At 66.7% G+C, this 13,290-nt stretch carries 10 protein-coding genes and 1 pseudogene; 3 read left to right on the top strand and 8 right to left on the bottom strand.

The window, feature by feature from the left end:
* Window positions 1-340: 340 nt before the first annotated feature.
* From ABZT04_RS36070 to ABZT04_RS36060, 3 genes are all read right to left on the bottom strand, one after another.
* The gene (locus ABZT04_RS36070; RefSeq protein WP_356062016.1) at window positions 341-877 is read right to left on the bottom strand and encodes a DUF6879 family protein; all 537 of its coding nucleotides are present in this window, start codon (window positions 875-877) and stop codon (window positions 341-343) included.
* A gap of 420 nt (window positions 878-1,297) precedes the next feature.
* The gene (locus ABZT04_RS36065) at window positions 1,298-1,504 is read right to left on the bottom strand and encodes a DUF397 domain-containing protein (protein WP_356062013.1); all 207 of its coding nucleotides are present in this window, start codon (window positions 1,502-1,504) and stop codon (window positions 1,298-1,300) included.
* Window positions 1,504-2,349: a helix-turn-helix transcriptional regulator gene (locus ABZT04_RS36060; RefSeq protein WP_356062011.1), complete on the bottom strand. Its 846-nt coding sequence runs from the start codon at window positions 2,347-2,349 to the stop codon at window positions 1,504-1,506. The genes ABZT04_RS36065 and ABZT04_RS36060 overlap by 1 nt, the downstream gene beginning before the upstream one ends.
* A gap of 203 nt (window positions 2,350-2,552) precedes the next feature.
* On the opposite strand from ABZT04_RS36060, the pseudogene ABZT04_RS36055 reads away from it, so the two are divergent.
* A pseudogene (locus tag ABZT04_RS36055) lies at window positions 2,553-2,975 on the top strand (ATP-binding protein); the annotation flags it as partial.
* 91 nt (window positions 2,976-3,066) lie between these two features.
* Here the strand turns inward: ABZT04_RS36055 and ABZT04_RS36050 are convergent.
* The 4 genes from ABZT04_RS36050 to ABZT04_RS36035 all read right to left on the bottom strand — a co-directional run bounded on the left by ABZT04_RS36050 (window position 3,067) and on the right by ABZT04_RS36035 (window position 10,209).
* The gene (locus ABZT04_RS36050; protein ID WP_356062008.1) at window positions 3,067-6,231 is read right to left on the bottom strand and encodes a DUF3427 domain-containing protein; all 3,165 of its coding nucleotides are present in this window, start codon (window positions 6,229-6,231) and stop codon (window positions 3,067-3,069) included.
* A 175-nt stretch (window positions 6,232-6,406) separates the two neighbouring features.
* Complete coding sequence (locus tag ABZT04_RS36045) at window positions 6,407-7,426, bottom strand: SEC-C domain-containing protein (RefSeq protein WP_356062005.1); 1,020 nt, start codon at window positions 7,424-7,426, stop codon at window positions 6,407-6,409.
* Between the two features lie 108 nt (window positions 7,427-7,534).
* Window positions 7,535-8,698 carry an MFS transporter gene (locus ABZT04_RS36040; protein WP_356062030.1) on the bottom strand — a complete coding sequence of 388 codons (1,164 nt, stop codon included), beginning with the start codon at window positions 8,696-8,698 and terminating at the stop codon, window positions 7,535-7,537.
* A gap of 35 nt (window positions 8,699-8,733) precedes the next feature.
* Complete coding sequence (locus tag ABZT04_RS36035) at window positions 8,734-10,209, bottom strand: beta-1,6-galactanase (RefSeq protein ID WP_356062002.1); 1,476 nt, start codon at window positions 10,207-10,209, stop codon at window positions 8,734-8,736.
* A gap of 234 nt (window positions 10,210-10,443) precedes the next feature.
* Here ABZT04_RS36035 and ABZT04_RS36030 point away from each other — a divergent pair, with 234 nt between their 5' ends.
* On the top strand, window positions 10,444-11,217 hold the full coding sequence (locus ABZT04_RS36030; protein WP_356061999.1) for a class E sortase: 774 nt from the start codon (window positions 10,444-10,446) through the stop codon (window positions 11,215-11,217).
* 13 nt (window positions 11,218-11,230) lie between these two features.
* Here the strand turns inward: ABZT04_RS36030 and ABZT04_RS36025 are convergent, their stop codons facing one another.
* The gene (locus ABZT04_RS36025) at window positions 11,231-12,634 is read right to left on the bottom strand and encodes an MFS transporter (protein WP_356061996.1); all 1,404 of its coding nucleotides are present in this window, start codon (window positions 12,632-12,634) and stop codon (window positions 11,231-11,233) included.
* A gap of 69 nt (window positions 12,635-12,703) precedes the next feature.
* Between ABZT04_RS36025 and ABZT04_RS36020 the strand changes: the two genes are divergently transcribed.
* The gene (locus tag ABZT04_RS36020) at window positions 12,704-13,231 is read left to right on the top strand and encodes a helix-turn-helix domain-containing protein (protein WP_356061993.1); all 528 of its coding nucleotides are present in this window, start codon (window positions 12,704-12,706) and stop codon (window positions 13,229-13,231) included.
* Window positions 13,232-13,290 lie beyond the last annotated feature (59 nt).

Below are 13,290 nucleotides of genomic sequence, written 5' to 3'. Positions count from 1 at the left end.
GCCTGGTACTGCGCCCATGTGCCGCTCCACGCAGACCGGTCCCCGGCCTATGCACCAGGCGGAAGCCGCGATCCTGCCCTGGACGAGTCCCGCGACGTGAGGGACGAGTGGCAGGAAACCCTGCGGCTCTCGGCCAAGTGACTGGGTCGCCTCGAAACCTGAGCCAGCCCTGTTGCCATGGGGCTGTTGCTCACTCTGACCAGTTACGGGACAGGTCTAAGTCGCCGAACGCGCCGCAGTTGGCGCCCATATGGGGCACAGATGGCACGCGGACGATGCGCGTGCCATCCGGTGAATCGTTCGCCATGCCGAGGTTGGCGCGTTCAAGAAGCCAGGCGGCTCAGGTCTGATAGGCACTGAACGGCACGGCGTTTTCCAGGGCGAGATCCCGCCAAGCTAGATACTTCTCGATGTCTGGCTCCTGGATCAGCTCCCGATTGATCTGCGTTCCATCGGGACGGTAGTTGAGGTGGACGACGGTCGCCTCGTCGAACATCCAGAAGTCCTGCTCGGGCAGTCCGGGATTCCCCTGCTCGGTCACATCAATGATTCGGTAGTCCTCCCCGGCCGCGACGTTTCCAGGGATGCCCCATGCGAACGAGTAGCGGCTGTATGGCGTGAGCGGCCGACGAACGATCTTGGCGCGGGTCATTGTGCGTCCCGCCGTCGCGTGATCCCGGAGCGTCTTGTGCCAGGACCCGTTGAAGCCCTCCGGCATCGGATTTCCGGCGAGGAAGGAGTGGAAGGTCTCAGACTCGCCGGGCATCGTGTACGTCTGATGCACTTCGAGCCGGAAGGCGGAGCGTTTGAAGTCGCGAGCGTACGCTTTCCACTGGTCGCCCTCCAGGTACACGGGTTCAGGGCCAAACTCAGGCACGTGCGGCCTCCTTCGGGATGCGTTCTGGGATCAGCACGACCGACCTACTGTCCGGTGTCGGTCGTGCCAAGTCGAAGCCCTGTACGGCTGGCAAGCCCGGTCCTGGCGTGGTGCACACAGCCGGAAAGTCGCCGTTCTGGAACGTGCCGTCTTCGCCGGTTTGTGTAGCGAGCAAACTACGCACCGTTGCACCTGAGCGACAAGGCCATCCTCGCTCTAATCACGTAGTCGCATAGAACGGTGGGTGTGAGTGAGCATGACCAGGAGCGGTTGAAGTAAGGGGGTGAGGCAGCCATGCTTCGGAGTCGAGGAACCTGCTCCAACTCCCGCCACAGGAACGGGCGTTACCGCCCTGATCGCGCTGTTTGTAGGTGCCGCGCCGCCGCCCGGCGGTAGACGATGTCTCCGTGTGGTGCGCGCTCACCAGAACTCCGTTACCGCCCGCCGGCCCACGGTGCCTATGAAGACTCTCCAAGCCGCCACCCCCACCCGCAACAACTCCCCGCCGTCATGCTTCGAGTCACGCAACAGGATGGCGCCGTCAATGTGAGCGCACTCCACGCACTCGGTTCCGCTACCGCCGCTGTAGGACGACTTGAACCACTGGTGCGTTGAGGGCGCCGACATCAGGACTCCTTGCTTATGCGGTGGACGATGTCCGTGGAGGACTCAAGATCGAGTGCCTGTGCGCTGAGGTACTCGAACGCCAACCTATAACGCTCCAGTTCCGGTCGCTTCTCCATGAAGAGGCCGCCGCTGAGCAGGTCTACGTACACCACGTCCAGGTCCGGAGTCGGGCCTCGGAGGATGGCGAAGCTCCCAACGGCCGCTGCGTGTGCGCCCTTTGAGAAGGGGAGTACTTGGATGGTGACGTGGGGGCGCTCGGCGAGGGCGAGTAGGTGCCCGAGCTGCTCTCGCATGACCTCGCGTCCGCCGACCTGACGACGGAGTGCTGCCTCGTCGATCACGCACCAGATGCGCGGTGGTTCGTCTCGGTCGAGGAGCTCCTGGCGCTTCATCCGGATGTCGACCATGTGTTGTACCTCCCGCTCCGGGCATTCCACCTCCGATGCTCGGTGAACAGCCTCGGCGTAGGCGCGAGTTTGGAGCAGGCCGGGGACGTACATGCAGGCGTAGTGGTCTTCGCGTACGACCTCGTCCTCAAGCGTGAGCATGAGGTTCATGGACTCGGGGATGGGGTCGGCAAGCGATCGCCACCAGCCTTGGATCTTGGCGCCCTTGGCCAGCTCAACGAGAGCGAGACGTTCTGCCTCGGAGGCTCCGTATTCGCGGCAAAGGGCGTCAACAACCGGCCACTTGACCGTGCCCTCCTTCGTCTCATAGCGACTCAATGTGGCTTTCGAGATGCCGACCCGGGCGCCTGCCTCCTCCAGGGTCAAGCCCTTGGATTCGCGGAGTCGGCGCAGGTCGGCGCCTAGCTGGCGCCTTCGGGTAGTGGGTCCAACTGGCATGCACTCAGCCCTTCATGTCGATCTGTCAGATCGTGCTGGTTGCGTGAGCTCGACGGCAAGACAGCGCGCGCTGGGGGCGCGCGACGTCGATGCACGCTCCTTCCTGCAGGAAATGAGAGTTCCATTTTGAGAGTTCCAATACAACCCTCGGTGCGAAGGTAGTTACGCATCGCAACCTGCCATGCAGGTGGAGGGGGTGAGGCATGGACTGCATGACGTGCACGCCAAGGAAGGCGTGGGAACTGCCGTTTCTGGCGGTACCCGAAGAAGTGGCAGCGCTGCGACGGGTGTTACGGATCCATCTCAGGATCTGGGGCCTGCAAGAACTGACCGGCGATGTCCAGCTCTGCGTCAGCGAGCTCGTATCCAACGTGATCACTCACGTGGGTGCAGGTACGCCGACCACCCTCGCCGTCTCCATGAACGGCACCCGGCTGCGTGTCGAGGTCTACGACCCCGACACGCGCGCCCTACCGACCCTCTTGGACGCAACCGACCATGCGGAAACGGGGAGAGGTGTGGCTCTCGTTTCAGCCATCGCCGACCGGTGGGGCGTTCAGCTCCTTGCTGACCGGAAGGTGACCTGGTGCGAGTTCGCCACTGGTCTGCATGCGCGCGACGGGTACTGCCCTAGTCATCGGGCAAGCCGGCTTGCGGCGGCAGCGTCAGAGGTAGCGGTGATCGATGCCATCTCTGACCCTCTGAAGCCGAGTGGCGTCAACCAGCAGCAATCGCGGAGTACGTCCAGACGTCCGCCGGGAGCGCGTGCTTCAACTTCCACTTAATCGCCATCGGCTTGCTCCCCGTGTGGTCCTCGAACTCGGCAGGGCCGAGCAGCATCCACGGTTGGGCGCCCCCGATGTCAGTGCTTTTGTATCGGCGGACAAAGAGCAGGACATGGCTGCCCCCGGCCACGTGATGCTGGTAGCGCAGACCTGTGGGAGACGTTTCCGACGTCTGGTTCTGGGACTCCCAGTGGAAGAGGGTCTCGCTCAACGCGTAGTCGTGGTAGCGGGTTTGCGGAGAGAAGTCCTTCTCGTCCTTCTCTAGGGTGATGAGGAGGGCGTCGGTCTTGATTGACTCGCACCACTTCACGCCCTCGCGGAAGTCGCCTGGCATGAAGCCGCCGATGTAGGACTGGCCAAGGGCGGGAAGGATCTCTTCGCGGCTGTACGAGGCATGCACGGTCAGTGGAATGCCGTTATGCCCGCCAACACCCAGAAGCGGGATCGGCACGTGTTCCGTGTGGGCAAGGTTGTACTCCAATACCTGACGCAGTTCACTTCGAACCGCGTGCTGCTTATGGAGAGTTGTGAATCCGGCGTCGTAGTCTGCGAAGCCCTTGCGTGTGACACCGCCTAGCGGCCATAGCTGGAAGAAGAGCATGCGGGCATAAGCCTGGCCCTGCTCGTCGAGTTCGTCGTACGACGGAGCGTCGTCCGTCAGCATCCGCGTGTAGGCGGCTACCCGCAGCGGGTCGTCTACGTGGAGGAAGGCGGATGCGCGCTTGAGGAGGGCGGCTTCCCCCTCCGGCGGTTCCCCTTGCAGCAGACCGGAGCGGCGCAGCAACCCGGTCCAGGAGTTGCCGTTGCCGCGGTACAACTCCTTTAGTTCGCGGCCACTCTCGTGCAGGTACCGGCTGAGCCTCGGCTCGGCATAGTCGGCGACCTCGCGGGCCAGCGCTGTGACGTTGACGCCAATCTGGTCCTTGATGTTGGCGATGATCGTTTTCTTGGCCTTCTCTTCAAGGATGATCTGGCAGCCAGACGGCAGTTGCGGGAAGTCGCGCTCAATGTTGTCCAGGAGTCGCTTGCGAGTGAGGTTCGTGAGCGCCCGGAACTGGTTCTCGAAGCGGAACTCCTTGCGGTGCTGCCCAATGAAATCCAGCACGGTGAGCACGGCCTTGTCCTCTGTGCGGCGAAGGCCTCGGCCGAGTTGCTGAAGGAGAACGGTGGCGCTGGAGGTGGGGCGCAGGAGAAGCAACGTATCCACGTCAGGGATGTCGAGCCCCTCGTTGAAGAGGTCGACCGAGAAGATCACTTGCAAGGCACCCGACTTGAGGTCTGCCAGGGCCTGTCCGCGTTCTTGGGCGGAGGACTCCCCGGACAGGGCAACCGCATTGATGCCGGCTGTGCGGAAGGACTGTGCCATAAAGCGCGCGTGCGCAACTGAGACGCAGAACCCCAGCGCCCGCATGGTCCCAGGGTCGGTGACCTTGTCCCCGACGGCTTTCACCACCAGCCGTGCTCGTGCCACATTTCCTGTCAGTACGTTGCTCAGGGCGCTTGCGTCATACGCCCCGCGTTTCCACTCCACTGTGCTTAGGTCAGTGGTGTCGGTAATACCGAAGTAGTGGAAGGGACTGAGGAGTTCGTTCTCAAGTGCTTCCCACAGCCGCATCTCGGCGGCGATGCGACCGTCGAAGAACTCGTCCTGGATGTTCTTGCCATCCATGCGTTCGGGAGTCGCGGTGAGCCCGAGCAACTCAAGCGGCTGGAAGTGGTCAAGGATCTTCCGGTATGTCGGTGAGGTCCCGTGGTGGAACTCGTCGATCACGATCACGTCGAAGTGATCACGAGCGAGACGGTCAAGTGCTCGTGCGTTCAGCGACTGGACGCTGGCGAACACATGCGTCCAGCGCTCCGGGATCTCACCGCTGTGCAGTGACTCCCCGAAGTTCGCGTCCATCAAGACGTCTTGGTAGGTCCGCAGAGACTGTTGCAGGATCTCCTTGCGGTGAGCGACGAACAGCAACCGCAAGTCCCGGCCGTGCTTCTTCCGCAACTGCTTGTAGTCGAGTGCAGCCATCACGGTCTTGCCGGTGCCAGTCGCTGCGACCAGCAGATTCCGGTGTACGTCATGTACTTCCCGCTCGACTTCCAATCGCTCCAGCATGTCGCGTTGATGCGGATACGGACGTACCTCAAGCCCGGACAGCGTGATCCTGCGGTCTGCGGCGGCGGTGGAAGTGGTCCCTCCCGCGATGGCCAGGGCTTCCTGGAGTCGTTCTCCATCAGCGTCGGGATCGTAGGTCTCGAAGGACGGATCGTTCCAATACGCCTCGAAGGTGGCCTCGAACTTCCGCATGACGTCAGGCGTGGCGATTGAGGACAGCCGAACGTTCCATTCCAAGCCATCGAGAAGCGCAGCCTTGGAGAGGTTGGAACTGCCTACGTATCCAGTGTCGTAGCCACTGTCGCGGCGGAACAACCATGCCTTGGCGTGCAGCCTTGTCGATCGCGTCTCATAGTTGACCTTGACCTCGGCGTTGAACTCCCGCACCAAACGGTCCAACGCGCGCCGTTCAGTCGCGCCGATGTAGGTCGTTGTGATTACACGTATCGGCACATCTCGGTCGTGCGCTGCTTTCAAGGACTGCTCGATGATGCGCAGGCCATGCCATTTTACGAAGGCGCAGAGCAGATCCACATGGTCAGCAGTGGCGAGCTCAGCACGCAGCTCGAAGCCGAGGCTCGGGTCCTCTGGCGCGTTGGTGATGAGGGCCGTGTCGGACAGGGGGACGCCTGGGCGCACGGCAAAGACGCCCGGCGCCTCTTGCCGCGTGAGCGCGAGGAGCTGACGAGGCCCTTCCGCGACGAGATCCACCCACTCCCGGGCGCCTTCCAGAGTGCTGATGGACTCCAGGATGTGGTTCGCCGCGTGTACGCGCTCCTCGGCTGGAAGGCTTTGCAGCACATGTCGTACGGTCCCCGAAACGTGCCGAGCCAGGACGTGTGGCACCGATTCCGGACCCACCCGGTCGCTCACGGCGTGCCATCCGAGGCGGGCGAGCTCCTTCAGGTGCTGTTCAAAGCGCAGCGTGATGAGTTGTTCGTAGAGCCCAGTGGATGGAGCAGACACGTTGCTTTGGTCCGGTGACACGACTCTGTTCCCCCGTTGAATGTGTAGATGGCCGAGGCATCTGTTCTATCAAGAGGCACTGACAGAGCTCGCGTTGTACGTCTACACCTAGGCCAGTAGGCCATCCCGAACGCAGGCCAGACAGATCACTCTGCTCACCGTCGCCGCCCGGACCAGACCCCGTCCCGCTCAATCCTCAGCTCCCGTGGCACTCCCCATACGCCCTGCCCGACCCACACCAACAAGAAGCCCCCCGCTGAGGCGGCCAAACCACAGCCCGCCCCCGCGCCGCCAGCGTCGTCGCATACTGCGGCAACAACTCCACGTCCCCCGGCGAAGCCCCCTCGGACGCAGCGAACGCCTCATAAGAAGGCACCGTCCCCGTGACGATCCCAAGGTTCGGCGTCCCAGAAGCCGCCAGCTCGCGCAGCGAAGCCTCTATCGTCGCGAGGTGTTCCTCATGCGACGGGTACTCCACCGCCAGGGACTCGTACGCCCCCACCAGCTCCGCCAACTCGCCCTCGGGCCAGTGCAGTACAGCCACCGGGAACGGACGCGACAACGCCTCCCGGTACGCCCCCAGCTCCGCCCGCAGCCGCGAGATCTCGGCCTCGAGCTCCGCGGGGTTGTCCGACCCCAGCGACCACACCCGCTTCGGGTCGTGCAGCTCGTCAAGGGACACCGGTGACGCGTGCGACGAATGCAGCGTGTCCGCCAGGGTGTCCCACTCGTCGTGGGAGACGCCCAGCATGCGGCGGACCCGGTGGCGGCCGAACAGCAACGGGTGGGTGGAGTACGGCGGCTCGGGTACGTCCGTCAACAACAGGGTCGCGCCCTCCGTGAACGTCTCCTGCGCCGCCTCCAGCTCGTCGTGGGATTCCAACGACTCCGCGACGATCACCCACGGGGCCGGATCGCGCGGGGCGGCCGTGCGGACCCCGTCGATGATGGCCCTGGCCTCGGCCTCGTGGCCGTACTCCCAGAGGTTCGAGGCCTTGAGGGCCCGTACCAGATGCGGGGTCTCCAAGGTGGCCGCCGACGACAGCAGGCGGTCGTAGAGCGTGGTCGCGGCGGGGCGGTCGCCGGCCAGCTCCAGGTGGGCCGCGGCCTGGAGGAGCAGGGCCTCGGCGTCCTCGGGGTAACGGGCGGCGGTCCGTTCGAGGCGGGCCGCTTCGGCGGGGTGGTCGACGTTCTCGGCAGGCGTGTCGGGGCGCATGAACGACACGGTACTGCCGTTGCCGACACAGATGGAGGCAAGGGGAGAGATATCCGCAGGTCCGACGGTGAGGGTGAGGCGCGGAGGTCGAGGGACTTCGTGTTCTCGTCATCTTGGCGTCATCTGGTTTTCGGGGAGTCGCGGCGTCGCCCGGGCCGCCCCCGTCGCCGCGTACGTCATCACCGCCAAGCCCGCCAGCACGATCGCCGCGCCCACGTACAGCGGGGCCCTGTAGCCCCACCCCGCGCTGATCGCCAAGCCACCCAGCCACGCCCCCACCGCGTTCCCCACGTTCGACGCGGACACGTTCGCGCTCGCCGCCAGCGGTACGCCCCCTGCCGCATCAGTCACCCGCGTGATCATCCCGGGGACCGTCGCGAACCCGAACACGCCCAGGAGGAAGACGAGGATCACGGAGGCCACCGAGCTGGAGGCCAGCAGGCCGAAGGCGGTCAGCGTGAGTGCCAAGCCCGCCAGCGACGCGATCAGGGTCGCGTCCCGATTATGGTCCGCACCCCTCCCGCCCGCGATGTTGCCTACGACCAGGCCCGTGCCGTAGACCACCAGGAGCCAGGCCACGTCCGTCGTGGAGAAGCCCGTGACGCGGGTGAAGGTGTACGCGATGTAGCTGAACGCGCCGAACATGCCGCCGTAGCCGAGGGCCGTGGCCGTCAGGGTCAGCCAGACCTGGAGGGAGCGGAAGGCGTGGAGTTGGGTGCGCGGGGGCGGTCGTGAGCCGGTGACGTTCGGTACCAGGGTGGCGATCGCGATCAGGGCCACCGTGCCCGTAGCTGTGATCGCCCAGAACGTCGCGCGCCAGCCCCACCGTTCGCCGACCAGTGCGCCGAAAGGGACGCCGAGTACGTTCGCCACCGTCAGGCCGGCGAACATCGTCGCGACCGCGCGGGAGGCCCGCGCCGGTGGGACCAGGCGGCGGGCGACCAGGGAGCCGATGCCGAAGAACGTGCCGTGGCAGAGGGCGGCCACCACGCGGCCCAGGAGCATCGTCGGGTAGTTCGGAGCGATGGCACACAAGAAGTTGCCTGCTACGAACAACGCCACCAGGCCGACCAGGACCGGCTTCCACCGCAGCCGCGCCGTCGCCGCCGTCACCGCGATCGCGCCCACCGCCACCGTCAGCGCGTAGCCGGAGATCAGCCAGCCCGCCGCGGCCGTCGACACGGCGAGGCTGCCGGCCACCTGGGGCAGCAGCCCGGCGATCACGAACTCGGTCAGACCGATTCCGAAACCGCCGAGCGCCAGGGCGAGCAGGCCGAACCGCCCGCCACCACCGCCGAGTTGGGCGGTCAGATCACCACCCCGTCGATCTGCAAGGTCTGCACCGCCCCCGCCGCGAAGGGCACGGCCACCGTCTTGCCGCTCAGATACGTGTCCGAGTGGGAGGCGTAGAGGTCGCCTCCGCCGGCCGTCACCGTGTTCCAGCGCGGGACCAGACCGCTCGAACCGCCCGCCACCGTCGTGAACTTGGAGAGGTCGAAGGTCAACGTCGTAGAGGAGGAGCCTGTGTTGGCCGCGACGATCACCAGGCGCTTCGCGCTCGCGTCGTAACCCGCCGCCGCGTAGCTCACGCCTGTGTCCAGGATCGTCATGCCTGGGCGGATGTGGCGGCTGAACTGGGCCATCACGTAGTACTTCGTCTGCACCGCGCCGGGCGTGAGCGTGTTCTGGTCGTACGCGATCATCGCCCAGCCCGAGGACGGGTCCATGACCTGCCAGTACGTCCATGCCGTGGGGTGCAGCCAGCGGAAGTCGTAGAGCAGGTTGCTCGCCAGGGTCAGGCCCGTGGAGTCGCTGTCGCCCGTCTCGGAGTTCCACAGCGCCTTGCCGGCCGTGGTCACCACGTCCGTGTAGAGCAGGTCTCTACGGCCGCCCGAGCCCTGGTAGCCGTGGACGTTGACGCGGTTGACATACCCCTTCGTCGTCGACGAGAAGGAGTTCCAGGTCGTTCGCGCCAGGTCGTAGCTTGTCTCGTCCGACGCCGAGATCTTCGTGCTCGTCAGGCCGCGGGCGTCCAACTCGCTGCGGACGTACGGGAGTACGGCGGCCTGGACCGTCGAGTCCATGTGGCAGCCCTCCTGTGTGCCGGTCGCCGTCCACCAGGCCGACGACGGCTCGTTGAAGGCCTCGACCGTCGCGAAGTTCACTCCCCAGTTGTTCTTCGCGTAGAGGGCCACGGCCGCCAAGTGGGAGGCGTGCTGGCGGTAGTTCCAGGACTGGAGGTTGTTGCCGCCGCCGGACGCGCCCGACGGGTTGTGGTTCAGGCACATCCACCACATCGGCGAGTTCGCGAACAACTCACTCGTCGCCCCGCGTGCCGTCGCCTTCACCAGCATCGCCCGCTGGGTCGCGTCCGCCGTCCAGTCCCAGGCCGAGGACGTGGGGTCCTCGTTGTTCCAGTCCTGCCAGTAGCCCTCGATCTGCTTGAACGCGGGGATGTTGGCGGAGGCGACCATCGACTCGCCGCCCACCGTGTTCCAACTGCACGCGCCGAGGTTGTAGCGGGCGATGTTCAGACCCAGGCCGGGCAGTGAAGTGCCGTTGTACGTCGTCGACTTGGTGGTGAAGAAGATGTCGGCGAAGTCGTCGCGTGCGCCGAAGACATTCGCCCACCAGGCCAGCGAGGTGCCCCAGCCCTCCCAAGTGCCGTACTTCGTCGCCGGGTTGACCGCGATCGTCGCGTCGGCGCGTGCGGTACCGGTCGCCAGGGCGCTGCCGAGAAGGCCACCGCCCGCCGCGGCCAGCAGGGTTCTGCGTCGGATCATCTCTGCTCCCGATTCGCTCAACCGCCGGTCGTCCCACCGGCGTCGGCCATCCCCCCAGCTCGTGCCATCACCAGGAAGCATCGGGTGTGGTGTGTGAGGTTGTCGAGGGGCGTGACACCCCTTTTTCGGCCCCTTTCTAAAACCAGTGTACGAAGGGTCGAACGGACGCGCCTTCACCGTCAACGGGCGTCACGGCTCTGGTGAGTTCGCTAACCGGCCCTTATGGTGCGGCCCATGCGGGTCCCCGTCGTACAGCACCGCAGCCGTCGACGCCGTGCGCTGCGCCGACGCGCCCTGTGGACCGGCGGCGAGTTCCTCGTCACCGCCGGGGTCGTCCTGCTGCTCCTCGTCGTCCACCAGTTGTGGTGGACCAACCGCGAGGCCCGCCGCGGCGCCGAGCATCAAGTCCAGGCCCTGGAACGGCAATGGGCGACATCGGCGCCGACAGTGACATCGACACCGGGTGCCAGTGGTAGCCCGTCGGCCAACACGCGTACGACCGGCGGTAGTTCACGCCGGACCACCACCACCGAGGCCACCGGCACCGACCCCCGGCCCTCCCAGGCCTACGCCATCCTCACCATCCCCCGCCTCCACCTCCGCGTCCCGATCGCGGAGGGCGTCAGCAAGAAGAACGTGCTCAACAAGGGGTACGTCGGCCACTACCCCGGCACCCAACAGCCGGGCCAGGCGGGGAACTTCGCGCTCGCCGGGCATCGCAACACCCACGGCGAACCGTTCAGGTATCTGCCGCGACTGCGGCTCAAGGACACCGTCCAGGTCGAGACGAGCGCGGCCACCTACACGTACACCGTCGACAAGATCCTGCCGCAGACCTCCGCCGCCGACTCCGGTGTCATCCGGCCCGTCCCGCGCTCGATCGTCAAGGCCGCCTACGGCTACAGCGGCCCCGGCTACTACGTCACCCTCACCACCTGCACCCCGGAGTTCACCTCCAAGTACCGCATGGTGGTCTGGGGCACGCTCACTTCCACCCGGCCCCGGTGAATCCGTAGAAACCTCAGGCCCGCTCCCGCAACACCACCACACTCCCCGCCGCCAGCACCGCGAGCCCCGCCGACACCGCGATCGCGATGTCCGCGCCGTGCGCGAGGCCGCCGCTCGTCGAGGTGGCGATCGCGATGGTCAGGGCGACTCCGGCGCAGGAGCCGATGTAGCGGAAGGTCTGCTGGGCGCCGGAGCCCATCGCGGCCCGGGCGGCCGGTACGGACTCCACGGACAGCAGTGGCAGCGCGGCGTTCAGCAGACCGCTGCCCACACCGGCGATCACCAGGCCCGGCAGCAGTCGTAGCCAGGAACCGGAGTCCAGCGCGCCGAGCATCGTCAGGACGCCGGCCGCGTGCAGCAGGAAACCCAGGGCGAGTTGGTGCCGGGAGGAGACGCGGCCCGCGAGGCGGCGGGCCTGGAGGGCGACCGCGAAGGACAGCCCGGACCAGAGGAGGAACAGCCACGCCGTGTCCATCGCCGACAGGCCCAGCGTCTGCTGCAACAGCGCCGGCAGGAAGCTGAACAGGCCGATCACCGCGAAGCCCGTGAACAGGCCGCCCGCCGAGGAGGCGAGGAAGGGGCGGTGGCGCAGCAGACCCAGGTCGATCATCGGGGTCGCGCCCCGGCGTTCCACCAACGCGAAGACGCCGACGAGCAGCACGGATGCCAGCAACAGCAGGCCCACCGGTGCGCGCAGCCAGCCGTCGCGGCCCAGGGTCAGGGCGGCCACGAGGGAGACCAGGGCCAGTCCGAAGGCGACCGCTCCGGCCAGATCGGGGCGTCCGCCTCGTGGCGCGCGGGACTCGGTCAGCGTACGGACGCCGAGGGCGGCCACGACGAGCGCGGCGGCGCCCAGCACGCCGTAGGCCACCCGCCAGTCGGGCATCGCGCCCGTCACCAGCGGGCCGAGCGCTATGCCGCCGCTGACGAACGCGCCCCACACCCCGGTCGCGTGCAGGCGTCCGCGCGGGGTCGGGAAGGCGTGCACGATCAGGCCCAGACTGCTGGCGAGGAGCGCCGCGCTGGACGCGCCCTGCGCGATCCGGGTCAGGGTGAACAGCAAGGTCGAGGAGGTGAGCGCGGACAGCGCGGTGGTGATGCCGAGCGCGAAGGTGCCGGCGAGGAAGATCCGGCGGCGGCCGTAGTCGTCGGCGAGGCTGCCCGCGACCAGGAGGAGCGCGGCCAGCCCCAGCGGGGTGCCGTTCAGGAGCCAGGCCTGGGCGGAGAGCGGGGTGTGCAGGGCGGCGGCGATGTCGGGGAGGGTGACCATCGGCGCGGTGTACGTCATCAGCGCCACGGCGGTGGCCGCGCTGGTCAGGGCGAGGGTGGCGCGGGGGCGCGGCGCCTGCGGCTCGGCGGCCCGCCGCGTCTCGGAATCGGGAACCTCGGCGATGGTTCGTTCAGTGAACCTAGTCATGTGGAGTACCGTAGCACTGTAGGTTCATTCATCGAACCTGGATGTCGAAAACTGGCTAAGGTGGAGGGCATGGCACTGGGCAAGGACTACGTGACGCAGGAGTGCTCGATCGCCCGGGCGCTGGAGGTGGTCGGCGAGCGCTGGACGCTGCTCGTCATCCGCGACGCCCTCTACGGCGTACGGCGCTACAACGACTTCCTCGTCCACCTCGGCATCCCGCGCGCGGTCCTCGCCGCCCGCCTCCAGGCGCTCACCGCCGAGGGCATCCTCGAAAAGCGCCGGTACCAGGAGTCCCCGCCGCGCGACGAGTACGTCCCGACGGACCGCGCGATCGCCCTGTGGCCGACACTGCGCTCGCTCGGCCGCTGGGGCCGCGAGCAGTTCGACGAGCCCCAGCTCCGCTACTTCCGGCACGCGGAGTGCGGCACCGAACTCGGCCCGTACGGCGAGTGCCCCGCCTGCGGGCTCGTCGTCCCCGCCGGGGACGTGCTCATGGAGCCGGGTGCCGCGCTCAACCAGGACCCCGCGGACCCGGTCAGCCGCGCCCTCCTCAAGGCGAGGCGACTGCTCCAGCCGATCGAGACCGACCCGGCGTAGCCGATCAGGTATAACGGTCAGTACGAGAACGGCAGTTGACCGAGGGGGAGGGGCAGCCG

The organism is Streptomyces sp. NPDC005492 (genome assembly GCF_040605995.1).
Taxonomy (GTDB): Bacteria; Actinomycetota; Actinomycetes; order Streptomycetales; family Streptomycetaceae; genus Streptomyces.
Note: the sequence above shows the minus strand (reverse complement) of the source record. Positions and strands in the feature narration are given on the sequence as shown.

Bases quoted from the DNA above. Each gene is read 5' to 3' on its own strand.
- ABZT04_RS36065 (WP_356062013.1), bottom strand. From the start codon at position 1,504: ATGTCGGCGCCCTCAACGCACCAGTGGTTCAAGTCGTCCTACAGCGGC.
- ABZT04_RS36060 (WP_356062011.1), bottom strand. From the start codon at position 2,349: ATGCCAGTTGGACCCACTACCCGAAGGCGCCAGCTAGGCGCCGACCTG.
- ABZT04_RS36045 (WP_356062005.1), bottom strand. From the start codon at position 7,426: ATGCGCCCCGACACGCCTGCCGAGAACGTCGACCACCCCGCCGAAGCG.
- ABZT04_RS36035 (WP_356062002.1), bottom strand. From the start codon at position 10,209: ATGATCCGACGCAGAACCCTGCTGGCCGCGGCGGGCGGTGGCCTTCTC.
- ABZT04_RS36030 (WP_356061999.1), top strand. From the start codon at position 10,444: ATGCGGGTCCCCGTCGTACAGCACCGCAGCCGTCGACGCCGTGCGCTG.
- ABZT04_RS36025 (WP_356061996.1), bottom strand. From the start codon at position 12,634: ATGACTAGGTTCACTGAACGAACCATCGCCGAGGTTCCCGATTCCGAG.
- ABZT04_RS36020 (WP_356061993.1), top strand. From the start codon at position 12,704: ATGGCACTGGGCAAGGACTACGTGACGCAGGAGTGCTCGATCGCCCGG.